This is a genomic window from Streptomyces sp. NBC_01255 (assembly GCF_036226445.1).
Taxonomy (GTDB): domain Bacteria; phylum Actinomycetota; class Actinomycetes; order Streptomycetales; family Streptomycetaceae; genus Streptomyces.
In genome coordinates this window covers 682774-706029 of record NZ_CP108474.1, presented here as the reverse complement: position 1 = coordinate 706029, position 23256 = coordinate 682774, and the positions used below count along the sequence as shown (strand labels likewise).

At 73.3% G+C, this 23256-nt stretch carries 19 protein-coding genes; 12 read left to right on the top strand and 7 right to left on the bottom strand.

What is annotated here, in order from left to right; genetic code table 11:
- Nucleotides 1–73: 73 nt before the first annotated feature.
- Nucleotides 74–1162 carry a sugar ABC transporter substrate-binding protein gene (locus OG357_RS02935; RefSeq protein ID WP_329619600.1) on the bottom strand — a complete coding sequence of 363 codons (1089 nt, stop codon included), beginning with the start codon at nt 1160–1162 and terminating at the stop codon, nt 74–76.
- 213 nt (nt 1163–1375) lie between these two features.
- Here OG357_RS02935 and OG357_RS02930 point away from each other — a divergent pair, with 213 nt between their 5' ends.
- Complete coding sequence (locus tag OG357_RS02930) at nt 1376–2878, top strand: long-chain-fatty-acid--CoA ligase (protein WP_329619599.1); 1503 nt, start codon at nt 1376–1378, stop codon at nt 2876–2878.
- Here OG357_RS02930 and OG357_RS02925 read toward each other — a convergent pair.
- The 3 genes from OG357_RS02925 to OG357_RS02915 all read right to left on the bottom strand — a co-directional run bounded on the left by OG357_RS02925 (nt 2862) and on the right by OG357_RS02915 (nt 5627).
- Nucleotides 2862–3440: an antibiotic biosynthesis monooxygenase gene (locus tag OG357_RS02925; protein ID WP_329619598.1), complete on the bottom strand. Its 579-nt coding sequence runs from the start codon at nt 3438–3440 to the stop codon at nt 2862–2864. The genes OG357_RS02930 and OG357_RS02925 overlap by 17 nt on opposite strands.
- Nucleotides 3441–3514: 74 nt before the next feature.
- The gene (locus tag OG357_RS02920) at nt 3515–3766 is read right to left on the bottom strand and encodes an EF-hand domain-containing protein (RefSeq protein ID WP_329619597.1); all 252 of its coding nucleotides are present in this window, start codon (nt 3764–3766) and stop codon (nt 3515–3517) included.
- A 184-nt stretch (nt 3767–3950) separates the two neighbouring features.
- Nucleotides 3951–5627 (bottom strand): IclR family transcriptional regulator domain-containing protein, encoded by a 1677-nt coding sequence (locus tag OG357_RS02915; protein ID WP_329619596.1) that lies wholly within the window; start codon nt 5625–5627, stop codon nt 3951–3953.
- Nucleotides 5628–5845: 218 nt separating this feature from the next.
- On the opposite strand from OG357_RS02915, the gene OG357_RS02910 reads away from it, so the two are divergent.
- The 10 genes from OG357_RS02910 (at nt 5846) to OG357_RS02865 (ending at nt 17404) form a co-directional block, all read left to right on the top strand.
- On the top strand, nt 5846–6604 hold the full coding sequence (locus tag OG357_RS02910; RefSeq protein ID WP_329619595.1) for a CoA transferase subunit A: 759 nt from the start codon (nt 5846–5848) through the stop codon (nt 6602–6604).
- Nucleotides 6601–7266 carry a 3-oxoacid CoA-transferase subunit B gene (locus tag OG357_RS02905; protein WP_329619594.1) on the top strand — a complete coding sequence of 222 codons (666 nt, stop codon included), beginning with the start codon at nt 6601–6603 and terminating at the stop codon, nt 7264–7266. The genes OG357_RS02910 and OG357_RS02905 overlap by 4 nt, the downstream gene beginning before the upstream one ends.
- The gene (locus OG357_RS02900) at nt 7263–8459 is read left to right on the top strand and encodes a thiolase family protein (RefSeq protein WP_329619593.1); all 1197 of its coding nucleotides are present in this window, start codon (nt 7263–7265) and stop codon (nt 8457–8459) included. Before OG357_RS02905 ends, OG357_RS02900 begins: the two co-directional genes overlap by 4 nt.
- Before the next feature lie 9 nt (nt 8460–8468).
- Nucleotides 8469–9233 (top strand): protocatechuate 3,4-dioxygenase subunit beta, encoded by a 765-nt coding sequence (gene pcaH / locus OG357_RS02895; protein WP_329619592.1) that lies wholly within the window; start codon nt 8469–8471, stop codon nt 9231–9233.
- A complete protein-coding gene (gene pcaG, locus OG357_RS02890; RefSeq protein WP_329619591.1) occupies nt 9230–9805 on the top strand; it encodes a protocatechuate 3,4-dioxygenase subunit alpha in 576 nt (191 codons plus the stop codon). Before pcaH ends, pcaG begins: the two co-directional genes overlap by 4 nt.
- Nucleotides 9792–11189 (top strand): 3-carboxy-cis,cis-muconate cycloisomerase, encoded by a 1398-nt coding sequence (gene pcaB, locus OG357_RS02885; protein ID WP_329619590.1) that lies wholly within the window; start codon nt 9792–9794, stop codon nt 11187–11189. Before pcaG ends, pcaB begins: the two co-directional genes overlap by 14 nt.
- Nucleotides 11186–12355, top strand: coding sequence for a bifunctional 3-oxoadipate enol-lactonase/4-carboxymuconolactone decarboxylase PcaDC (gene pcaDC, locus OG357_RS02880; protein ID WP_329619589.1), 1170 nt, complete (start codon nt 11186–11188; stop codon nt 12353–12355). The genes pcaB and pcaDC overlap by 4 nt, the downstream gene beginning before the upstream one ends.
- Before the next feature lie 45 nt (nt 12356–12400).
- Nucleotides 12401–13579, top strand: coding sequence for a 4-hydroxybenzoate 3-monooxygenase (locus OG357_RS02875; RefSeq protein ID WP_329619588.1), 1179 nt, complete (start codon nt 12401–12403; stop codon nt 13577–13579).
- A 194-nt stretch (nt 13580–13773) separates the two neighbouring features.
- Entirely contained in the window at nt 13774–15168 is a 1395-nt protein-coding gene (locus OG357_RS02870) for an NAD(P)/FAD-dependent oxidoreductase (protein WP_329619587.1), read from the top strand.
- 55 nt (nt 15169–15223) lie between these two features.
- The gene (locus OG357_RS02865) at nt 15224–17404 is read left to right on the top strand and encodes a SpoIIE family protein phosphatase (protein WP_329619586.1); all 2181 of its coding nucleotides are present in this window, start codon (nt 15224–15226) and stop codon (nt 17402–17404) included.
- A gap of 19 nt (nt 17405–17423) precedes the next feature.
- Here the strand turns inward: OG357_RS02865 and OG357_RS02860 are convergent, their stop codons facing one another.
- The 3 genes from OG357_RS02860 to OG357_RS02850 are packed head-to-tail and all read right to left on the bottom strand — an operon-like array spanning nt 17424 to nt 21538.
- On the bottom strand, nt 17424–18104 hold the full coding sequence (locus OG357_RS02860; RefSeq protein ID WP_329619585.1) for a response regulator transcription factor: 681 nt from the start codon (nt 18102–18104) through the stop codon (nt 17424–17426).
- A gap of 1 nt (nt 18105) precedes the next feature.
- Nucleotides 18106–19278: a sensor histidine kinase gene (locus tag OG357_RS02855; protein ID WP_329619584.1), complete on the bottom strand. Its 1173-nt coding sequence runs from the start codon at nt 19276–19278 to the stop codon at nt 18106–18108.
- Between the two features lie 4 nt (nt 19279–19282).
- On the bottom strand, nt 19283–21538 hold the full coding sequence (locus OG357_RS02850; protein WP_329619583.1) for an MMPL family transporter: 2256 nt from the start codon (nt 21536–21538) through the stop codon (nt 19283–19285).
- Between the two features lie 217 nt (nt 21539–21755).
- On the opposite strand from OG357_RS02850, the gene OG357_RS02845 reads away from it, so the two are divergent.
- The gene (locus OG357_RS02845) at nt 21756–23243 is read left to right on the top strand and encodes a SulP family inorganic anion transporter (protein ID WP_329619582.1); all 1488 of its coding nucleotides are present in this window, start codon (nt 21756–21758) and stop codon (nt 23241–23243) included.
- Nucleotides 23244–23256: the final 13 nt, after the last annotated feature.

Here is a 23256-nt window from a genome sequence, read left to right as displayed (position 1 = left end):
GCCTCCTCCGCTCGCCCGCTCGCACGGGCCGCTCCGCCCCACCGGGATGAACGCCTCGCGGCTGCCGGAGGCGCTACTGGAGACCGGCTTCCTCGCAGGCCGCGGCATAGGCCGGGGTGCAGATCTCCGCGACCGTGTACAGCCCGTCCTTGACGACGGTGTCCTTGATGTTGGTCTTGTCGACGACGACCGGTGTCAGCAGGTTCGCCGGGACCTTCTCGCCACTGCCGCTGGTGACGGTGGTGGGCGTCAGGTCGGCCGGGAGCTCCTTGCCCTCGGCGAGGTCGACGGCCATCGTGGCGGCGATGTCGGCCTCCGGCTTGTACGGCTTCTCGACCGTGATCGTCTGGGTGCCGAGGAGGATCCGCTGGATGGCGTCGAGCTGGGCGTCCTGGCCGGTCAGCGGCACGTTCATGCCCGCCGCCTTGAGGGCGGTGGCGATGCCCGCGGCCAGTCCGTCGTTGGCCGAGTACACGCCGACGATGTTGTCCTTGCCGAGGGAGCTGATGGCACCGGACATCTGCTGGTTGGCGTTGTTCGGGTCCCAGTTCGGTGTGTCGTACTCCTTGCCGATCTTCACCTTGCCGTCCAGGACGGAGTGCGCGCCGGCCTTGAACTCGGCCGCGTTCGGGTCGGTCGGCGACCCGTTGTGCATCACGATCTGGCCGCCGTCGGCCTTGTCGCCGAGCGCGTCGAGGAGCGCCTGGCCCTGGAGCTCGCCCACCTTGCGGTTGTCGTACGAGACGTAGGCGTCGACGGGCCCCTGCGCCAGGCGGTCGTACGCCACGACCTTGACGCCCGCGTCCCGGGCCTTCTGCACGGAGGACTGGATCGACTTCGCGTCCACGGCGTCCAGGATGAGGACCTTGTCGCCCTTGGCGAGTGCCGTGTTGACCTGCTGCTGCTGGGTCGTGGCGCTCTCGGCGGCGTTGTAGTAGTCGATCTGGGCGTCGGGCGCCAGCTCCTTGATCTTGGCCTCGATGTAGGGCCGGTCGAATTTCTCGTACCGCGTGGTCTTGCTCTCCGGAAGCAGGAGGCCGATCCGCACGTCGCCCTGAGCGGCGGACGCACCCGGCTGGGCCGCTCCGCTCACGGACGCCGCGCCCAGGGCGAGCGCCGCGGCGCTCGCCAGGGCTATCGCACTCCGCAATGTTCGGGTCATCGAAGGCTCCTCTCGTACGCCCCCTTCCCCTCACCTCGTGAGCGTGGGGACAGAGGATGCACTTATGGCCTATATATCGACATTAGCGGCAAGCTGAGGACCGGCAAGCGGGTGAAAAAACCGGCCGGTAACCTGGCCGCTGAGTGTCCGGCTCCCGTGTGACGTACGAAACGAAGCACGAACTAAGCGCGAATGATCAGAAAGAGGTCGACGATGACCAATCTGGCTCTCAACCTGGCCCGTACTGCAGCGGCACAGCCGGACGGCATCGCGATCCAGCTGGACGACCAGACGCTCGACTACCGGTCGCTGGACGACCGCAGCGCCCGGGTCGCCGGCTGGCTGGAGGCCAAGGGAGTCGGACCGGGCGACCGCGTCGCGATCCTGCTGCCCAACATCCCGCACTTCGCCGTCGCCTACTACGGCGTGCTGCGCGCCGGCGCGGTCGCCGTGCCGATGAACCCGCTGCTCAAGTCCGGCGAGATCGCGTACGCGGCCGGTGACTGCGGAGCCCGGCTGATCCTCGCCTGGGGCGCGGCGATGGGCGAGGCCGGAGCCGCGGCGGCGGAGCTGGGCATCGAGTGCGCCGACGTGACGGACCCGGGCTTCGGCCCCGCGCTGGCCGCCGTCGAGCCGCGCGAGGGAGTCGTGGACCGGGACGTCGACGACCTCGCCGTACTGCTCTACACCTCGGGCACCACCGGGCGCCCCAAGGGGGCCAGGCTCACCCACGGGAACCTCGGGTCCAACACCTCGGCCGTGGCCCGCGTCCTGGGCATCTCGGCCTCGGACACGGTCTTCGGCGGCCTGCCGTTCTTCCACGTGTTCGGCCAGACCTGCGGGCTGAACGCGGCGGTCCTCACCGGCGCCCGCATCACCCTGCTGCCGCGCTTCGACGCCGCCAAGGCGCTGGACATCCTCTCCCGGGACCGGGTCACCGTGATGGAGGGCGTGCCCACCATGTTCCTGGGCCTGCTCGCCGCCGCCGACGCGGCCGGCTCGACCGGTCTCACGGACGGCGGCGGCGATCTGCGGCTGTGCGTGACCGGCGGCTCGGCCATGCCCGTGGAGGTGCTGCATCGCTTCGAGGCCGTCTTCGGCTGTCCGGTCGTCGAGGGCTACGGCCTGTCCGAGACCTCCCCGGTGGTCACCTTCGGGGCCCTCGACGGCCCGCGCAAGCCCGGATCGATCGGCACCCCCATCGACGGCGTGCACGTCCGGCTCGTCGACGACGAGGGCAAGGACGTCCCGGACGGCGACGTCGGCGAGATCGCCGTGCAGGGCCCGAACGTCATGGCCGGGTACTGGAACCGGCCCGAGGCCGACGCGGCCGCCTTCACCGACGGCTGGTTCCGCACCGGCGACCTCGCGCGCCGCGACGAGGACGGCTTCTACTTCATCGTGGACCGCAAGAAGGACCTGGTGATCCGCGGCGGGTACAACGTCTACCCGCGCGAGATCGAGGAGGTCCTCTACGAGCACCCGGCCGTCGCCGAGGCCGCCGTGGTGGGTGTCCCGCACGCCGTGCACGGCGAGGAGATCGCGGCCGTCGTCACCCTGCGGCCGGGTGCCGACGCCTCGGCGGACGAACTGCGCGAGTTCGTGAAGGACCGCGTGGCCCCGTACAAGTACCCGCGGATCGTCCAGCTGGTGCCGGGTCTGCCCAAGGGCCCCACCGGCAAGATCCTCAAGCGGGAGATCACGATCGAGGGCTGAGCCAGCCCCGGAGCAGCCGGCTGACCGTGGGCATCGCCACATAGGTCATCAGGACGTTGAAGACGCAGGCGATGACCGCGCTGCTGAGCACGATGGGCAGCGCGGTCAGGCGGGGCGTCAGGAAGTAGCCGCCCAGGAGGGAGATGGGGTAGATCGCCAGGGTCGCGCTGATCGCCATCTTCCACCGGGGAGGCGCCGGCCGCGTCGACCCCGGCTTGGCGAACCACGTCTCCATGCCGGTCAGTTGGCGGCGCGCGACCTCGGTGTGGTGGTGGCCCCGGCAGTCGGCGAACCACGCGGCCCGCTCCGGTGACTCCTGCCAGGCCTGACACGCGGCCGCGTCACGGAAGCGGTGGACCAGGAACCAGGGGGCGTCCCCGCCCGAGGAGCGGAAGAACCCGTAGCCGAGGTGGCCGGGGAAGCGTGCGGCGCTCTCCAGGATGCCCTTCGCCCATCGCTCGAAAGCGGCCTCGTGACCGGGCTCGACCCTGCGGGCTATCAGCAGGGTCACCTCGCCGGAGTCGGCGGGGACGTGCGTGTGCTCAAGGCTCACCGCGGTCATCGTTCTCCTCATGATCACAGCGCGCCCGAGCACACTCTACGCGGCGGCGACCCGCGTTCCATTGGTCCGGGACGTCACCAGCCGAAACGGCGGTCGACCACGGCGGCGAACTCCTCGAAGGACAGGACCTTGTCGCCGTTCTGGTCGGCGGCGTCGAACAGGGCCGCCGACTCCTCGTCGCCCCCCACGCCCCAGACGGGGATGACCCCCTGCGCGACCAGCGTCGGCCCCTTGGACCGAAGGGCGCCGACGACCTCGGCGAGGGTGAGAGTGCCGTCGTGGTCGAGGTCGAGCGCGTCGAAGAGTATGCGGGCCTTGTCGCTCATCGCGTGTCCTGTTCCCTGATCCCTGTGGCAGTGGGGTGTCCGCACGGAGAGACGCGGGGACCGCGCGCCTGGTTGCCCCGAGCCCTACGATACGGTGGCCGGCCACCCCACCGGCTGGTCGCCTTGACACGGCCCTCGTCCTGCGCACCGCCGTCCTCGGCCGGCGAGTGACCGCGTCGGCCCTTCAGGACACGCGTACGGGGGACCAACGGCTCACCGCGGCGAGGTCGGCGCTGATCGCGGCGGCCGTGCCGAGGAGGTGGGGGAGGAGCGCGGCGAGGCTCTCCTCCGCGGACCGGCGGCCCGCGTGCAGCGCCACGTTGACGGCGGCGACCACCCGGCCCCGGCCGTCCGTCACCGGCGCCGCGAGCGAGCGCAGCCCCTCCTCCAGCTCCTGCTCCACCCACCCGTAGCCGCGCCGCGCGGTCTCGGCCACCGCCTCGGCGAGCGCCTCGGGCGTCGTCACCGTGTGGGGCGTGAGCGCCTCGGGCGTGACACCCGCGAGGAGCGCCGCGCGTTCCTCCTCGGGCAGGGCGCCGAGCAGGACCCGGCCCATCGAGGTGGCGTAGGCGGGCAGGCGGGTGCCCACCCTGATGTCGATGTGCATGATCCGGGAGCTCGCGACGCGGGCGACGTACCGGATGTCCTCCCCGTCGAGCACCGCGACGGACGCCGACTCGTGGACCCGGACCACCAGTTCGGCGAGGTGCGGGGTGGCGATCTCGACGAGCGTGAGGCCCGAGACACGGGCGTGGCCGAGCTCCAGGACACGGGGGAGCACCCGGAAGCCGTCCTCGTCCTCCCGTACGTATCCCAGGTGGCGCAGGGTGATCAGCGACCGCCGGGCGGTGGCGCGCGGGAGCCCCGTCAGGCGGGCCAGCTCGGACAGCCTGGCCGGGCCGCGGACCGCGCCGAACGCGCACAGCACGTCCAGACCGCGTGCGAGTGACTGCAGGAATCCCGCACCCAACTCCTCCTTGAGCTCCGCCGCGCCCGGACCGGCGGGCGGCGCCTCGCGCTCCGCCGCGGGGGCCGCCGCGAGGCCCGCCTCCATCGCCGCGACGGCCGCGCGCAGCGGCGGCAGGGCGATGTCGGCGAGGGAGTCGATGTCGTGACGGCTCGTGTGGCTGACGACGCTGACGGCGCAGACGACGGCGCCGGTCGCGTCGCGTACGGGCAGGGCGACGGCGATCAGCCCGGCCTCGATGAGCTGGTCGTCGGCAGCCCAGCCGTCCATACGACTCCGGTCGGCCCGGGCGCGGAAGTCGCTCTCGACGGAGTTCGCGTCCGATGTCGACACCGAGGGCGTGCGGGGCGGTACCGCCGGGAAGGCGGCGTCCAGCGGGTCCTTGAGGTGCCGCGCCCGCCATGTCTCCCACTCCGCGTCCGCCCAGTCGGCGGCGAACAGCGCCCCGGGCGCGCAGCGTTCGGCCGGCAGGACGTCCCCCGCGCGGAACGAGATCGCCATGGCGCGCCGCCGCGCGGCCTGCGCCACGAAGCGCACCCCGTCCCCGTCGGGGACCGCCACGGACACGGACTCGTCGAGCGCGTCGGCGAGGGCGACGGCGTGCGGACCGACGGCCTCGGGCAGCCCGGTCGAGGACAGGTAGGCGTTGCCCAGGTCCGCCGCGCGCGGCGCGAGCAGCAGATCGCGCTCCTCGGCGCGTACGTAGCCCAGGCGCAGCAGCGTCGTGGCGACCCGGTCGACGGTCGACCGGGCGAGCCCGGTGGTGCGGGCGAGGTCGCCGGGGCGTTGGCGGGTCCCCGGTCCGGCGGCCACCGCGCGCAGCACGGCGAGTCCGCGCTCCAGCGGCCCGACGAGCTCCTCCGGGGGCTCGTCCGGCTCCGTGCGCTGCGCCATCGTCTGCTCTCCTCCTGCTGGCCGCGGACCGCGTCGCGGACCGTGCCGCGGACTGTGGTCGGGGTCGTGTCGCGGGCCGGTCACGATGCGAAAACCGTACCCGTCGCCGTTGACACGGCCCGAAGCGTGGGCGGACACTCACCCCCGCGTTCATTGATGAACATAAGTTCACCAGGCGAACACCTGCGCCGTCAATCCTCAGTGAAACGGGTCGTTACATGGACAAAGTGGTGACATCCGCCGCCGATGCGGTGGCGGACATCGGAGACGGCGCCTCGCTCGCCGTCGGAGGCTTCGGGCTGAGCGGGGTGCCGGACGTACTGATCCGGGCTCTGCACGCCCAGGGCTCCGGCCGGCTCAGCGTCGTGTCGAACAACTGCGGCGTGGACGGCGGCGGCCTCGGCATCCTGCTCGCCGACGGCCGCATCGTCCGCGTGACGGGCTCCTACATCGGCGACAACAAGGAGTTCGCCCGCCGCTACCTCGGCGGCGAACTGGAGCTGGAGCTCACCCCGCAGGGCACCCTCGCCGAGCGCCTCCGGGCCGGCGGCTGCGGCATCCCCGCCTTCTTCACGCCCGCCGGTGTCGGCACCCAGGCCGCCGACGGCGGACTGCCCTGGCGGTACGCGCCCGACGGCAGCGTCGCGGTCGCCTCCCCGCCCAAGGAGGTCCGCGACTACGACGGCCGCCCCCACGTCCTCGAACACGGCATCACCACCGACTTCGCCCTGGTCCGCGCGGCCCGCGGCGACCGCCACGGCAACCTCGTCTTCCGCCGCTCCGCCCGCAACTTCAACCCGCTCGCCGCCATGGCCGGCCGGATCACCATCGCCGAGGTCGAGGAGCTCGTGGAGCCGGGCGAGCTGGACCCCGACGCGATCCACCTGCCCGGCGTGTTCGTGCAGCGGGTCGTCGCACTGACCCCCGAAGAGGCCGCGGCCAAGGGCATCGAGCGAAGGACGGTACGCACGCGATGAGCTGGACCAGGGACGAGATGGCGGCCCGCGCCGCCCGCGAACTGACCGACGGCTCGTACGTCAATCTCGGGATCGGACTGCCGACCCGGGTCCCGGGCTTCCTCCCCGAAGGCGTCGACGTCGTCCTCCAGTCGGAGAACGGCCTCCTCGGCGTCGGACCATATCCCTACGACGAGGAGGTCGACCCCGACCTGATCAACGCGGGCAAGGAGACGGTCACCGTCCTTCCGGGGTCCTCCTTCTTCGACTCCTCGCTCTCCTTCGGCATGATCCGCGGCGGCCACATCGATACCGCGATCCTCGGCGCCATGCAGGTCTCGGCCGGCGGCGACCTCGCGAACTGGGCCGTCCCCGGCCGGATGGTCAAGGGCATGGGCGGCGCGATGGACCTCGTCCACGGCGTCCGGCGGGTCGTCGTCCTCACCGAGCACACCGCCAAGGACGGCTCGCCGAAGATCGTCGACACCTGCACGCTGCCGCTCACCGGCCGCGCCTGCGTCCACCGGATCATCACCGACCTCGGCGTCCTCGACGTCACTGCGGACGGCCTCGTCCTCGTGGAGACCGCGCCCGGCGTGAGCGTGGACGAGATCACCCGCCGCACCGCGGCGCCCGTGCACGTACCCCTGTCCGTCGCCGCCCACACGGAGGAGACCCCGTGACCAAGGACGTCTACATCGTCGACGCCGTACGGACCCCGGTCGGCCGCTACGGCGGCGCGCTCGCGGGCGTCCGCCCCGACGACCTCGCCGCCCACGTCCTGCGCGCCCTGCTCGACCGTACGCCCGCGCTCGACCCCGGCCGGATCGACGACGTGTTCCTCGGCAACGCCAACGGCGCCGGCGAGGAGAACCGCGACGTCGCCCGCATGGCCGCGCTGCTCGCCGGAGTGCCCGTCACCGTCCCCGGCGTCACCGTGAACCGCCTCTGCGGCTCCGGTATGGAGGCCGTGATCCAGGCGTACCGTGCCGTCGCCGTCGGCGACGCCTCGGTCGTCCTCGCCGGCGGCGTCGAGTCGATGAGCCGCGCCCCCTGGGTGCTGCCCAAGCCCGACCGCGCCTACCCCGCCGGCCACCAGGAGCTCCACTCCACCACCCTCGGCTGGCGCATGGTCAACCCGCGCATGCCCGCCGAGTGGACCGTGTCCCTCGGCGAGGGCGCCGAACTCGTCGCCGAGAAGCACGGCATCGGCCGCGAGGAGCAGGACGCCTACGCCCTCGCCAGCCACGCCAAGGCCGCCGAGGCCTGGGCGACCGGCGCCTTCGACGCCGAGGTCGTCCCCGTCGAAGGCAACGGACGAGCCGGCACCGGCCTCGACCGCGACGAGTCCGTCCGCCAGGACACCTCCCTCGCCGCCCTCGCCCGCCTCAAGCCCGTCTTCCGCAAGGACGGCACCGTCACCGCCGGCAACGCCTCCCCGCTCAACGACGGCGCCTCCGCGCTCCTGATCACCGACGAGGCGGGGCTGCGCGCCACCGGCCGCGAACCCCTCGCCCGGATCACCGCCTCGGCCGTCAGCGGCATCGAACCGCAGTACTTCGGCCTCGGCCCCGTCGAAGCCGCGCAGCGCGCGCTCGCCCGCGCCGGCCGCACCTTCGCCGACCTCGCCACCCTGGAGCTCAACGAGGCCTTCGCCGCCCAGGCCCTCGGCTGCCTCGCCGAGTGGCCGGAACTCGACCCCGCCGTCGTCAACCCCCACGGCGGAGCCATCGCGCTCGGACACCCCCTCGGCTCCTCCGGCTCCCGGCTCGCCGGAACCGTGGCCCACCAGCTCGCCGCCCGCGGCTCCGGCACCGGCCTCGCCACGCTCTGCATCGGCGTCGGCCAGGGACTCGCCCTCGTACTGGAAAGGTGACAGGACGTCATGACACTGACGCAGCAGGACATCTCGCGCGAGATCGAGGGCGAGCGGAAGGACTACCTCACGCACCGCCTCGCCGCCGGCGAGGTGCGCCATCACCCCGCCCGGGACTACGCCCCCTACCGCAGCAGCGCGCTGCGCCACCCCCTCCACCCGCCCGTCACCGTCCACGACCCCGAGGCGGTCGAACTCTCCGGACCGGTCTTCGGCGTCACCGACGTCACCGAGACCGACGCCGACCTGACCCTGGCCCACGCGGGGGAGCCGCTCGGCGAGCGGATCACCGTCACCGGCCGCGTCCTCGACCGCGCCGGACGGCCCGTCCGCGGCCAGCTCGTCGAGCTGTGGCAGGCCAACGCCGCCGGCCGCTACGCCCACCTCCGCGACCAGCACCCGGCGCCGCTCGACCCGAACTTCACCGGCTTCGGGCGCTGCCTGACCGACGACCGGGGCGCGTACGCGTTCACGACCGTCAAGCCCGGGGCCTACCCCTGGCGCAACCACGACAACGCCTGGCGCCCCGCGCACATCCACTTCTCGCTCTTCGGCACCGCGTTCACCCAACGGCTCGTCACCCAGATGTACTTCCCCGGCGACCCGCTCTTCGCGTACGACCCGATCCTCCAGTCCGTCACCGACGACGTGGCCCGCGAGCGGCTCGTCGCCGCCTACGACCACGACCTGTCCACCCCCGAGCGGTCGCTCGGCTACCGCTGGGACATCGTCCTCGACGGCCCCGCCGCGACCTGGATCGAGGAAGGCCGATGAGCCGCGACCCCCTGACCCTCCTCCCCACGCCCTCGCAGACCGTCGGGCCCTTCTACGGCTACGCCCTGCCCTTCCCCGGCGGCCCCGACATCGCGCCCGCCGGACACCCCGACACCCTCGCCGTCCACGGGTACGTGTACGACGGCGCCGGCGCCCCGATCCCCGACGCGATCGTGGAGATCTGGCAGCCCGGTCCCGACGGCGACCGCTCCGGCGCCCCCGGCTCCCTGCGGCGCGACCCCGTCACCGGCGGGTACGCGGGCCGGGACGGCGTCACGTTCACCGGCTTCGGCCGGATCGCCACCGACGCCGACGGCCACTGGGCCGTCAGGACCCTCCCGCCGGGCGGCGTCCCGTACCTCTCCGTCTGCGTCTTCGCCCGCGGACTGCTCCACCACCTGTACACCCGGATCTACCTGCCGGGCCCGGCCACCGACGCCGACCCGCTGCTCGCGGGCCTCGCGCCGGAGCGGCGCGCGACCCTCCTCGCGACGGAGGACAGGCCGGGCGTCCACCGCTTCGACATCCGCCTCCAGGGGGCCGAAGAGACGGTGTTCCTTGACTTCCGCTGACCCCTACGACACCACGGAGAGCGCGGCGTACGACGTCGGTCTCCTCGCCCCCGTCAGCGCGGGCACCGCGGCCGAGCGCGCCACCGGCGACCGCGCCTTCCTCCAGGCGATGCTCGACGCCGAGGCCGCCCTGACCCGGGCGCAGGCCGCCCTCGGCCACGCCCCCGGCGCGGCGGCCGAGGCCGTGACGGAGGCGGCCCGCGCCGACCGCTTCGACCCGCGGGACCTCGCCCTGCGCGCCCGCGCCGGCGGCAACCCGGTCATCCCGCTCGTCGCCGCGCTCACGGCCGCCGTGCCCGAGGACGCCGCGCCGTACGTCCACCGGGGCGCGACCAGCCAGGACGTCCTGGACACCGCCGCGATGCTCGTCGCGGCCCGTACCGTCCCCCTGATCACCGCCGAACTGCACCGGGCCGCCGAGGCGTTCGGGCGGCTCGCCGCCGCCCACCGGGACACCCCCATGGCCGGCCGTACCCTCGGCCAGCACGCCGTGCCCACCACCTTCGGACTCAAGGCGGCCGGCTGGCGCCACCTCGCCCTCGACGCGGCCGACCGGCTCGCCGCGCTGCGGTTCCCCGCCCAACTCGGCGGCGCGGCAGGCACCCTGGCGGCCTTCGAGTACCTGGCGGGCGCGCCCGGCAGCGGCCCGGAGCTCACCGAGCGGTACGCGGCCGAACTCGGGCTCGCCGCACCCGTCCTGCCCTGGCACACGCTGCGCACCCCGGTCGCCGACCTCGCGACAGCCCTCGCGTTCACCGCCGCCGCCCTCGGCAAGCCCGCCGTGGACGTCCTCCAGCTCGCCCGCACCGAAACCGCCGAACTCGCCGAGGGCAGCGGCGGCGGATCCTCCGCCATGCCGCACAAGAGCAACCCCGTCCGTGCCACCCTCGTCGCCTCGGCCGCACGCCAGGCCCCCGCGCTCGCCGCCGTCCTCCTCGGCTCGCTCGCCGCGGAGGACGAGCGGCCCGCCGGTGCCTGGCACGCCGAGTGGCAGCCACTGCGGGAGCTGCTCAGGCTGGCGGGCTCCGCCGCCCACCACACCGCCGAACTCGCCGAAGGGCTCCGCGTCCGCCCGGACCGGATGCTCGAGAACCTGCACCGCACCCGCGGTCTCGTGACGAGCGAACGCCTCGCCGCCGCCCTGGCGGACGTCCTCGGCCGGGCCGACGCCCGGGCGCTCCTCGACCGGCTCTCCCGGCAGGCGGCGGAGGAGGACCGGGAGCTCGCGGAGCTGCTCGTCGCCGCTCCCGAGCTGATCGGCCGGATCACCTCCGAGCGGCTCCGCGCCCTCGCCGACCCGGCCGGCGCCACCGGCGCCGCCCCCCTGCTCGTCGACCACGCCCTGCGGAGGCAGCCCTCCGCCGACCCGGAAGGCCGCCCGTGACCAGCGTTCTCCACCACCGGATCGACGGCCCCGCCACCGCGCCCGTCCTGATCCTCGGCCCGTCCCTCGGCACCTCGCTCGCTGTCTGGGACGCCCAGGTCCCCGCCCTGGCCCGCCGCCACCGCGTGATCCGATTCGACCTGCCCGGCCACGGCGACACCCCCACCGGGACGCTGGGCGACACCGCCCCCGGCACCACCGGCATGGCCGACCTGGCAGCCCTCGTCCTGGCCCTCGCCGACCACCTCGGCGTGGATCAGTTCGCCTACGCCGGCATCTCCCTCGGCGGCGCCATCGGCGCCCACCTCGCCGTCCACCACCCGGAGCGGATCACCCGCCTCGCGCTCGTCTGCTCCTCGGCCCGCTTCGGCGAGCCCGCCGGCTGGCACGAACGGGCCGCCCTCGTACGCGAGAAGGGCACCGACGCCGTGGCGCCGGGTGCCCTCGGCCGCTGGTTCACCCCTGACTTCGCGGGCACGCACACCGCCGACCGCCTCGTGGACGACCTGTGCGCCGCCGACGCCGAGGGGTACGCGGCCTGCTGCGACGCCCTCGCCACGTACAACCTCTGCGACGAGCTGCACCGCGTCACCGCGCCCACCCTCGTCCTCGCCGGGCGCGCCGACCCGGCCACACCCCCCGCGCACGCCCGCGAACTCGCCGACGGCATCCCCGACGCGAGCCTGCTCGAACTGGCCGGCGCCGCCCACCTCGCGCCCGCCGAACGGCCCGAAGCGGTCCTCTCCGCGCTCCTCGGCCACTTCGGCACCCCCGACTCCGACGACAGCCGCTACGCCGAGGGCATGGCGGTCCGCCGGGCCGTACTGGGCGACGCCCATGTGGACCGGGCGGTCGCCCGCACCACCGACTTCACCGCCGACTTCCAGGACTACATCACCCGCTGCGCGTGGGGCGAGATCTGGACCCGGCCCGGACTCGACCGGCGCACCCGCAGCTGCCTGACCCTGACCGCCCTGATCGCCCACGGGCACCAGGAGGAGCTGGCGATGCACGTCCGCGCCGCGATCCGCAACGGGCTCACCCCCGAGGACATCAAGGAGGTGCTGCTGCACTCCGCCGTCTACTGCGGGGTACCCGCGGCCAACTCCGCCTTCGCCACCGCGCAGCGCGTCCTCACCGAGGACGGCACCCCGCTCTCCCTCTGACCGCCCGGCTCCCTTTCCTCCCTCATCACGCTCACGGAGACCACCATGCCCCGCACCACCGTCGGCATCATCGGAGCCGGACCGGCCGGCCTCCTCCTCTCGCACCTGCTGCACCGGCAGGGCATCGACAACGTCGTCCTCGAACTCCGCGACCAGGCGTACGTCGAGCGGCGCCAGCGCGCCGGCATCCTCGAACAGGACACCGTCGACGTGCTGCGCCTCTCCGGCGCCGGCGCCCGCATGGACCGGCAGGGCCTGGAGCACCACGGCATCGAGCTCCGCTTCGACCGGCGCTCCCACCGCATCGACTTCCCGTCCCTCACCGGCGGACGGTCGGTCATGGTCTACGCCCAGACCGAGGTGGTCAAGGACCTCATCGCCCTGCGCCAGGAGGCCGGCGGGACGATCCTCTTCGAGGCCGAGGCCCTGTCCGTCGACGGCATCGAGACCGACCACCCCACCGTCCGCTACCGCCACGAGGGCGCCGAGCACACCCTCGACTGCGCGTTCGTCGTCGCCTGCGACGGCTTCCACGGCATCGGCCGGCGCTCCCTGCCCGAGGACGTCCTCACCGTCACCGAGCGCACCTACCCCTTCTCCTGGCTCGGCATCCTCGCCGACGTCGCACCCTCCTGCGACGAGCTGATCTACGCCCACCACGAGCGCGGCTTCGCCCTGCACAGCATGCGCTCACCCGAGGTCAGCCGCCTCTACCTCCAGGTCGACCCGGACGACTCCACGGACAACTGGCCGGACGAGCGGATCTGGGACGAGCTGGAGGCCCGCTTCGCCGTCGACGGCGACTGGGAGCTGAAGCGCGGGCCCATCACCGAGAAGAGCATCACCCCGATGCGCAGCTTCGTCGCCGAGCCCCTGCGCCACGGACGCCTCTTCCTCGCCGGGGACGCGGCCCACATCGTGCCGCCCACCGGCGCCAAGGGCCTCAATCTCGCGGTCGCCGACGTCACCCTGCTCGCCCAGGCGCTCACCCGCCACCACGCCGAGCGGGACGACTCGCTGCTCGACGCCTACTCGGAGACCGCGCTGCGCCGCGTCTGGCGGGCCGAGCACTTCTCGTACACGATGACGACCCTCCTCCACAGCAGCCCGGACGACACCGCCTTCGACCGCGGGCTGCGCCTCTCCCACCTGCGCTACCTCGCGAACTCGGGGGCCGCTTCGGCCTCGCTCGCGGAGAACTACGTGGGCTTCAGCGACAACTGACGGCCTGTCGCCGACCCGCCGAGGGCGGCCGCGTGACGCGGCCGCCCTCGGCGTGCTGCCCGCCCCGACCAGCGGAAAGTTCAACGGCGGGGCCTTATGTCAACACCATTGACCTTGATGTGTCCGGAGAGGTGTCATGGCGGCACTTCGGAGGCCCGCACCTCACCTCCGCGATCTCAAGGAGCCCCGCCGTCATGGACCCTCTCGCCTCGCTCCGGGACGTCGACCCGACCCCGTTCTGGCTCGACAGTCCCGAGAAGCCGCAGCCCGCGCCCGCCCTCGTCGGCGCGACCACCTGTGACCTCCTCGTCGTCGGCGGTGGCTACACCGGCCTGTGGACCGCCCTCGTCGCCAAGGAGCGGGACCCCTCGCTCGACGTGGTCCTCGTCGAGGCCGACGAGGCGGGCGGCGCCGCCTCCGGGCGCAACGGCGGATTCGTCGAGGCCAGCCTCACCCACGGCCTGCACAACGGCCTCTCCCGCTGGCCCGACGAGATCGGGCTCCTGGAGCGCCTCGGCCGCGAGAACCTCCAGGCCATGGAGGACACCCTCGTACGCCACGGCATCGACTGCGACTGGGAGCGCACCGGCTCCATGGCCGTCGCCACCGAGCCCTACCAGGTCGCGGACCTCCAGAACGAGGTCGAGACCGTGGCCCGCCACGGCGGCACGGCCGAATTCCTCGACGCCGAAGCCGTACGCGCCGAGATCGACTCGCCGACCTTCCTCGCCGGCCTGTGGAACAAGGACGACGTGGCCATGGTCAACCCGGCCCGCCTCGCCTGGGGCCTCCGGCAGGCCTGCCTCAAGCTCGGCGTCCGCGTCCACGAGCACACCCCCGCCCTCTCGCTCGACGAGCAGGGGCACACGATGGCCGTCCGCACCCCCTACGGGCGGATCACCGCCCACAAGGTGGCCCTCGCCACGAACGCGTACCCGTCCCTGCTGCGCCGCCACCGCCCGTACACCGTCCCCGTCTACGACTACGCACTCATGACGGAGCCGCTCAGCGAGGCGCAGCTCGCCTCCGTGGGCTGGCGGAACCGGCAGGGCTTCGCGGACATGAACAACCAGTTCCACTACGTTCGGCTCTCCGCCGACAACCGGATCCTGTGGGGCGGCTACGACGCGATCTACCACTACAACGGGCGCGTACGCCCCGAGTACGACCAGCGGCCCGAGACCTTCGCGACCCTCGCCCGCCACTTCTTCACGGCCTTCCCCCAGCTGGACGGTATGCGCTTCAGCCACGCCTGGGGCGGAGCCATCGACATGAGCACCCGCTTCTGCGTCTTCTTCGACTCCAGCCACCGGGGAAAGGTCGCCTACGCCGCGGGCTTCACCGGACTCGGCGTGGGGGCGACCCGCTTCGGCGCCGAGGTCATGCTCGACCTGCTCGACGGGGCCCGCACCGAACGCACCTCGCTGGAGCTGGTCCGCCGCAAGCCGCTGCCGCTCCCGCCCGAGCCGATCCGCTCGGTGGGCGTCGGCATCACCAAGTGGTCGATGGCCCGCGCGGACCTCAACGAGGGCCGCCGCAACCTCTGGCTCCGGACCCTGGACCGCTTCGGCCTCGGCTTCGACAGCTGAACCCGCCGGCAGCTCCTGTCGCGCGGGTGGGAGTCGGCGGACGTAGGGTCCGAACATGGGTGACGTGGGAGAGCCCACGCACGCCGACGCCGAGGACGTCTTCGCCGGAGGACTGCTGGACGCCGTCCTCGCCGACGTCATGCGCGACACGGAAGCGTCGATAGGGCTCGTGTACGTGCGGGTGCCGGGCGACCGGAACCTGCGGCTCGCCCTGGTGTCGGGCGTGTCCCGGGAGATCGCCGCCCCGTGGGTCCGCATCCCGGCCGACGCCCCGATCCCGGTGGCCGACGCCATGCGCGACCGGACGCTCGTGTGGCTGAGCGGCCGGGAGGACATCGCCCGCCGCTATCCGCGCCTGGGGATCGTGCTGCCGTACGACTTCCTGCTGGCAGCCGCCCCCATCGCCGACGGCACGACCGTGTGGGGCGGCGTCGTCCTCCTGTGGCCGGTCTGGCATCCGCCCCAGCTCGACGAGCACGAGCGCGAGACGCTCGACCTCACCTCCCGCCGGGCGGCACGGCTCCTGCGGCGGGCGGCCGAAAAGGACCCGCCGTCCTACCCCGAGGAGCCGCGCGTCGTGCACGCGACGCGCCCCTCCGAGGCCGACCCCGCCGCAGCCGCGGCCGCCGTCGACTTCGCCGAGCGCCTGCCCATCGGGTGCTGCGCCCTGGACCTCGACGGACGCATCACCTTCATGAACACCGCCGCCGCCCGGCTCGTCGACGCCGGAGCGGCCGCCCTGCTCGGCAGACGGCCGTGGGAGGTGCTCCTCTGGCTGAACGACCCCGTCTTCGAGGACCGCTACCGCGCGGCGGTGGTCACCCGTCAGCCGGTGTCCTTCACCGTCCGGCGCCGACCGGGGGCGTGGCTCCTCTTCGAGCTCCACCCGGACGACACCGGGATCAGCGTCCACATCACCCCGACACCCGGACCCGCCGCCATGGACGGGGAGGGGGATGGGGACGGGGTCACCGGCGCCGCCGAGCCGGGCCCCGCACCCCCGCCGGGCCCGCAGCCCGTTGCGTCCGTGGGCGCCACCGCCGTCTACCAGCTCATGCATCTCGCGGCGACCCTCGCCGAGGCGGCCGGCGTCCACGAGGTCGTCGAACTCGTCGCCGACCAGATCGTGCCCGCCTTCGGCCCGCGCGGTCTCGTCCTGATGAGCGTGGACGAGGGGCGACTGCGCATCATCGGCCACCGCGGCTACGACCAGGAGTTCATCGACCGCTTCGACGGTACGCCCCTGACGGCGGAGGTCGCCGATGCCCAGGTGCTCGCCACCGGCGTACCCGTATTCTTCCCCACGTTCGACGACCTCCACCGCGCCCATCCGCACGCCCCGCGCTACGAGGGCCGCCACGCCTGGGCGTTCCTGCCCCTGGTTGCCTCCGGCCGTCCCGTGGGCTCACTGATCCTCTCGTACGACCGGCCGCGCCCCTTCCCCGCGGCCGAGCGCGCGCTGCTCACCTCCCTGGCGGGCCTGATCGCACAGGCCCTCGCCAGGGCCCGCCTCTACGACGCCCACCACTCCCTCGCACGCAGCCTCCAGACGAGCCTGCTCCCGCACGGCCTCACCCCGCTCCCGGGGGTGGCCGTCGCCGCCCGCTACCTGCCCGCGGGCCACGGCATGGACGTCGGCGGGGACTTCTACGACCTCATCCACGCCCCTCCCGACAGGGTCATCGCCGTCATCGGCGACGTGCAGGGGCACGACACGAACGCCGCGGCCCTCATGGGGCAGGTGCGCATCGCCGTCCACGCCCACGCGACCGACGGCATATCCCCGGGCGACATCCTCGCCCGCACCAACCGGCTCCTGAACGACCTCGACCCGGACCGCTTCACCAGCTGCCTGATCGTCGAGCTCGACCTCGCCCGCCACCGGCTGCGGCTGGCGACCGCGGGCCACCCCCCGCCCCTTATGCGCCGCCCCGACGGTCGTACCGATCCGGTCGGGGTCCCGCCGGGGCTCCTCCTCGGGATCGCGGCGGACGTCGGGTACACGACGGCGGACGCGCCCTGGGAGCCCGGCTCCGTCCTCGCCCTCTTCACCGACGGGCTGGTCGAGACACCCGGCGCCGACATCGGCACCGCGACGAGGGAGCTCGCCGACCGCCTCTCCAGGTCCCGGGAACGGGACCTGGAGGCCCTCGCCGACGAGCTGATCCGCCATGTCACGGACGCCGCGCACCGCACCGACGACGTCGCCCTGCTGCTCGTCCGCCGGCTGCCCTGAGCCGGCCCGAGCCGCCCGGCTAGCGGGGCGGCTCGCGGTCCGGGAGGAGGCCCTGGTCCAGGGCCACGACCACCGCGCGCGTACGGTCGCTGACGTCCAGCTTCGCGAAGACGCGGAGGAGATGGGTCTTGACCGTCGCCTCGGCGATGACCAGGCGCCTGCCGATCTCGGCATTGGACAGGCCGTCGGCCACCGCCCCCAGCACGTCCTGCTCCCGCGCGGTCAGGACGACCGGGGCCGGGCGGCGCATCCGGGCGACGAGCCGTTCGGCGACGCGCGGGGCGAGGACGGTCTCCCCGCGGGCGGCGCCGCGCACGGCCTCGGCCAGCTGCTCGCCGGTGGTGTCCTTCAGCAGATAGCCGATGGCACCGGCCTCCACCGCCCGCTCGATCTCGACGTCGGTGTCGTACGTGGTCAGGATGAGCACCCGCGTCGGGGCGGGGCCGGCGGTGACGGCGGCGGTCGCCGCGACCCCGTCCATGACCGGCATGCGCAGGTCGACCAGGGCCACGTCGGGGGTCAGCCGCTCGACGAGTTCGACGCCCGCGCGGCCGTCGCCCGCCTCGCCGACGACGGCGATGTCCGGAGCGGGCGCCAGGAGCGAGACCACTCCCGCGCGCATCACGGTGTGGTCGTCGACGACCACGACCCGGATCGGGGCCGGAGTCGGGGGTGTCAGCGGTTCGGGTACTGCGGGCATGTCAGGACTGTCCGTTCGTGTGGAAGGTCGCGAGGACGCGGGTGCCGTCCCCGACCGAGCTCGTCACCGTCAGTTCGCCGTCGAGTTCGGCGAGCCGCTTGCGCATCCCGTCCAGACCGAAGCCGCGCGACTCCTCGACCACGAAGCCCCGCCCGTCGTCCGTGATCTCCAGCTCGATGGCGTGCGGGTACTGGGCGAGGACCACACCGACGGTGCTCGCGTCGGCGTGCTTCCGGACGTTCGCCAGGGACTCCTGGGTGCAGCGCAGCAGCGCGATCCGCGTCTGCTGGTCGCAGTCGACGTCCTCCGGGAGCTCCGCCTCCACCGTGACCCCGGTGTCCTGGGCGAAGCGCTCCAGAGTGCGGCGCAGGGTCGGCACCACCGAGCCGGGGGACAGCCCGCTGTGCGGGGCCGAGCCCACCAGGACCCGGGCCTCGGCGAAGTTCTCGCGGGCCGTTTGCTCGATCGATCGCAGCTGCTGCGCGGTGCGCTCCGGGTCGCCGTCGAGGCCGGCCCGGGCCGCCTCGGCCAGCACGATGATGGAGGCGAACCCCTGGGCGAGGGTGTCGTGGATCTCGCGGGCCATGCGCTCCCTCTCGTCGGCCGCGCCCTGGCGGCGATGGGCGTCCGCCAACTGTTCCTGGGTCAGGGACAGTTCGGCGGCCAGTGCGGTGGCGCGGGCTTCGCTGTCCGCGATCAGGCGGTGGAGCAGGATGCCCGCCAGGACCGAGATCCCGTAGCCGGTCAGGGCCGCGACCGCGTTCCCCGGCGAGTCGCGCAGCAGGCTCCCCGCGGCGGTGGCCGCGGCGGCGCCGCCGCTGAACAGCACGGCGGCCCGCCGCCCCAGGGTCTGGAACCAGAACTGGGGGAGAGCGACGATCAGCAGGGCCGCGCCGCCGCCGGGGAAGGCCGCCATCACGCCCAGACCGGCGGCCAGGACTCCGAGGTAGACCGGCTGGTGGTCCCGGGCGCGATGGACGGCCGTGTAGGCGAGGGCCAGTCCGACCAGGGCCAGGGAGGCCCACTTGCCGGGCCCCGAGTCGTTGCCGACGGCGATGACCGAGGGGATCAGACCCAGGAGCAGCCAGGCGGCGGTGTACCAGCGCCGGAGCGCGGTGAGCGCGGGCCGCTCGGCAGTCCGCTGAGTCGTTCGGTCGGTCATCCGCTCGGTCATCGGATCAGCCTACGGACACGGTCTGACGCTCCGTCCGTCCGGGCCTCCCGGTAGGCCGCATTCCGCGCGCGGGCCACCAGTTGGCCTCGCCGAGCAGCAGCATCAGGGAGGGCAGGACCAGGATGCGGATCACGAAGGCGTCGAGGAGGACGGCGACCGCCAGGCTGAACCCGATCTGCTTCATCTCGATGAGGTGCAGCGCGGCGAAGCTGGCGAAGACCGTCACCATCACCACGGCCGCGCTGGTGACCACCCCGGCGGAGGAGGACAGGCCGTCGAGGACCGCCTGCCGGGTGGGGGTGCCCTGGAGACGGGCCTCGCGGATCCGGCTGATCACGAACACCTGGTAGTCCATCGAGAGACCGAAGAGGATCACGAAGAGGAAGAGCGGGACCCGGGATCCGATCGAGCCCGTGGACGTGAAGTCGAGGATTCCCTCGGCCCATTCGTTCTGGAAGACCAGGACGAGCACACCCAGCGAGGCGAACGCGGAGAGCAGGTTGAGGACGACGCCGACGAGGCCGAGGACGACCGACCGGAACGCCCACACGGTCATCGCGAAGGTGACGAGCAGCAGCGCCCCCACGATGAGCGGCAGCTTGCGCTTCTGATGGGCGGGGTAGTCGGCGTAGCGGGCGACCTCGCCGGTGACGGCCACCTCGGTGCCGGGCAGCGCGCCGACGGTCTCCGGCACGAGTCCGCCGCGGAGCCGGTCGAGCGATACGCGGGCCTCCGGACTGTTCACGGAGCGGTGGACCGGCATCTCCAGGAGGGTGATGCGGCGGTCGGCGGAGGTACGCACCACGGGCGTGCCGCCGATCGCGGGGTCCTCGGCCGCGGCGCGGCCCGCGAGTTCCCGAAGGGCGCCGGCGACGTCCCCGGCCCGTTCGGCGTCCGCCCGTACGACGACCTGGTGCATCGACCTGAGCTCGGGATACGCGGTCAGCAGCCGGTCGTAGGTCCGCATGGCCGGGATGGCGCGGGAGTGCGTCTCGCGGCTCATCTCCGTGATGGTGATGTTCAGGACGGGCAGGGCGAGCGCGACGAGAGCGAGCGAGGAGACGGCGAGCGTCACGGCGGGGTGCCGGGCGACGGGGCGGAGGACCGCGGCGGTGATCCGGCCGCCGCCGGTACGGGCGGAACCCGGGGTACGGAGGGCGCGGCGCCGTACGGGCCTGCCGGCGGCGGCGCGGGCCGCGGCCCTCGCCTCCTTGCGGGCCTCCTTGCGGGCCCCGCGGCGCTCGGCGCGCTCGCCGAGCAGGGCGAGGAGCGCGGGCAGCACGGTCAGCGAACTCAGGACGGCGACCAGCGTGACGACGACGGCCCCGGTGGCGATGGACGAGAAGATGACGTCGTCCGCGAGGTAGAGCGTGGCGCTGGAGACCGCGACGGCCAGTCCGGAGACGACCACGGCCCGGCCCGAGGTCGCCGCGGCGAGCTCCACGACGGCCTGTGTGGTGAGACGCCCGCCGGCGGCCCGGGCCCGCTCCTCGCGCTCCCGCTTGAGGTAGAAGAGGGTGTAGTCGACGCCGACGGCCAGGCCGATCAGCAGGATGACGTTGGTGCCGACCCCGGCGTCGGGGAAGACGTGCGAGGCGACCATCGACAGGCCGACGGCGGCCACGATCGAGGACAGCGCGAGCAGCAGCGGTACGACGGCCATGACGACCGAGCCGAAGACGATCAGCAGCGTGACCAGGGTGACGGGCAGCGCGATGACCTCGGTACGGGCCAGGTCGTCGCCGCGGAGCTTGTCGACCCCCTTGCCGATCGAGGGGCTGCCGACCTCCTCGACGCTCAGTCGCGGGTGCGCGGCCTGGACCTCGGCGGTCTGCGCGAGCAGCGCGTCGACGTGCTGCTTCCCCTCGAACTCGGCGCCCTTCATGGTGACGTCGACGCGCAGCGCGGTGCGCCGGGCGTCCGCGACCGGGTCGGCGACGGACAGCACCTCGGGCAGCTGCCGCATCCGGGCGACGACCTCGCGCGCGGCGGCGTCGGCCTCGGCCCGGTCGAAGGGGCCGGTGCCCGGCGCGGCCTGGATGATGACCCGCTCAAGGGGCTTCTGCTGGAGACCGCCCTCGGCGGCGAGGGCCTCGGCGCGGCCGGCCTCGCCGATGCGGAAGTCCTCGGTGGTGGCGGGGTTGGCCCCGAGGGCCAGGCCCGTGCCGAGGCAGAGGGCCACGAAGAGGATCCAGCCGATGAGCGCGCGCCAGGGGTGCCGGGCGCTGTACCGGGCCATGCGTACGGTGGGGTTCGTCATGCGTCACAGCCTCGCCGCCGGCGCCGCCGCGCCGACAGGCTCGGCCGGTTGAACCTCTTGTCCACCGGTCGGTGGACAAGGATCGCCGTCCTGGCCTCGCGGTAGAGTTGCCCGTTCCGCCCTCCCGCCCCCGCCCCGCCCTCCCGCGTCGCCCGCCGCCGACGGGTGTGCCCGAGCACGACAGGTTCCGCTTCCCTTGTCCTCCTCCGTTTCCGTCGTGTCCCCGGTCGCTCGTCTGCGCGGCCTGAAGCCGGACTGGCTGCGCGATCCGAGGGTCTGGCGCACCGAGGTGCTCGGCGGCCTGGTCGTCGCGCTCGCGCTGATCCCCGAGGCGATCTCGTTCTCGATCATCGCGGGAGTGGACCCGGCGATCGGACTGTTCGCCTCCTTCACGATGGCCGTGGTGATCTCCGTGGTCGGCGGCCGGCGGGCCATGATCTCCGCCGCGACCGGGGCCGTCGCCCTCGTCATAGCCCCCCTGAACCGCGAGCACGGGCTCGGCTACCTCATCGCCGCCGTCATCCTCGCCGGTGTCTTCCAGATCGCCCTCGGGGCGCTCGGGGTGGCGAAACTCCTGCGGTTCGTCCCGCGCTCGGTGATGGTCGGTTTCGTCAACTCCCTCGCGATCCTGGTCTTCATGGCCCAGATCAAGGAGCTGAGGGACGTGCCCTGGGCCGTCTATCCGCTGGTCGCCGCCGGGCTCGCGCTCATGGTGTTCTTCCCCCGGGTCACCACGGTCGTCCCGGCCCCGCTCGTCTCGATCGTCATCCTGACCGTCATCACCGTCGCCGCCGGAATCGCGGTCCCGACGGTCGGCGGCAAGGGCGCCCTCCCGTCCGCCCTGCCCGCCCCCGGCCTGCCCGACGTGCCGTACACGCTCGACACGCTCACGCTGATCGCCCCGTACGCGCTCGCGATGGCGCTGGTCGGCCTGATGGAATCGCTGATGACGGCCAAGCTGGTCGACGAGATCACCGACACCCGCTCCAGCAAGACCCGCGAATCGATCGGTCAGGGCATCGCCAACATCGTGACCGGCTTCTTCGGCGGCATGGGCGGCTGCGCGATGATCGGCCAGACGATGATCAACGTCAAGGTCTCCGGCGCCCGGACCCGCCTCTCGACGTTCCTGTCCGGCGCGTTCCTGATGGTGCTGTGCATCGTCTTCGGCCCGGTCGTCTCCGACATCCCCATGGCCGCCCTCGTCGCCGTCATGGTGATGGTCTGCTTCGCCACCTTCGACTGGCACTCCGTCGCGCCGAAGACGCTGCGGCGGCTGCCCGCCGGGGAGATCGCCGTCATGGTGATCACCGTCGTCTGCGTGGTGGCCACGCACAACCTCGCCGTGGGCGTCGTCGGCGGCACGATCACCGCCATGGTGATCTTCGCCCGGCGCGTCGCCCACCTCGCCGACGTCACCGCCGTCACCGACCCCGACGACACCACCGTCGTCTACCGCGTCACCGGCGAACTGTTCTTCGCCTCCTCCAACGACCTCGTCGGCCGCTTCGCGTACGCCACCGACCCCGACAGGGTCGTCATCGACCTGTCGGCCACCCACATCTGGGACGCGTCCTCCGTCGCCGCCCTCGACGCCATCGAGACCAGGTACGCCCAGCGCGGCAAGACCGTGGAGATCATCGGCCTCAACGCGCCCAGCGCCGCCCTCCACGGAAAGCTCAGCGGCGAACTCACCCCCGGGTGAGGGCCACCGGACC

Coding starts and splice junctions, on each gene's coding strand:
- OG357_RS02935 (WP_329619600.1), bottom strand. CDS start 1,162: ATGACCCGAACATTGCGGAGTGCGATAGCCCTGGCGAGCGCCGCGGCG.
- OG357_RS02930 (WP_329619599.1), top strand. CDS start 1,376: ATGACCAATCTGGCTCTCAACCTGGCCCGTACTGCAGCGGCACAGCCG.
- OG357_RS02925 (WP_329619598.1), bottom strand. CDS start 3,440: ATGACCGCGGTGAGCCTTGAGCACACGCACGTCCCCGCCGACTCCGGC.
- OG357_RS02920 (WP_329619597.1), bottom strand. CDS start 3,766: ATGAGCGACAAGGCCCGCATACTCTTCGACGCGCTCGACCTCGACCAC.
- OG357_RS02915 (WP_329619596.1), bottom strand. CDS start 5,627: ATGGCGCAGCGCACGGAGCCGGACGAGCCCCCGGAGGAGCTCGTCGGG.
- OG357_RS02910 (WP_329619595.1), top strand. CDS start 5,846: ATGGACAAAGTGGTGACATCCGCCGCCGATGCGGTGGCGGACATCGGA.
- OG357_RS02905 (WP_329619594.1), top strand. CDS start 6,601: ATGAGCTGGACCAGGGACGAGATGGCGGCCCGCGCCGCCCGCGAACTG.
- pcaH (WP_329619592.1), top strand. CDS start 8,469: ATGACACTGACGCAGCAGGACATCTCGCGCGAGATCGAGGGCGAGCGG.
- pcaG (WP_329619591.1), top strand. CDS start 9,230: ATGAGCCGCGACCCCCTGACCCTCCTCCCCACGCCCTCGCAGACCGTC.
- OG357_RS02875 (WP_329619588.1), top strand. CDS start 12,401: ATGCCCCGCACCACCGTCGGCATCATCGGAGCCGGACCGGCCGGCCTC.
- OG357_RS02870 (WP_329619587.1), top strand. CDS start 13,774: ATGGACCCTCTCGCCTCGCTCCGGGACGTCGACCCGACCCCGTTCTGG.
- OG357_RS02865 (WP_329619586.1), top strand. CDS start 15,224: ATGGGTGACGTGGGAGAGCCCACGCACGCCGACGCCGAGGACGTCTTC.
- OG357_RS02860 (WP_329619585.1), bottom strand. CDS start 18,104: ATGCCCGCAGTACCCGAACCGCTGACACCCCCGACTCCGGCCCCGATC.
- OG357_RS02855 (WP_329619584.1), bottom strand. CDS start 19,278: ATGACCGAGCGGATGACCGACCGAACGACTCAGCGGACTGCCGAGCGG.
- OG357_RS02850 (WP_329619583.1), bottom strand. CDS start 21,538: ATGACGAACCCCACCGTACGCATGGCCCGGTACAGCGCCCGGCACCCC.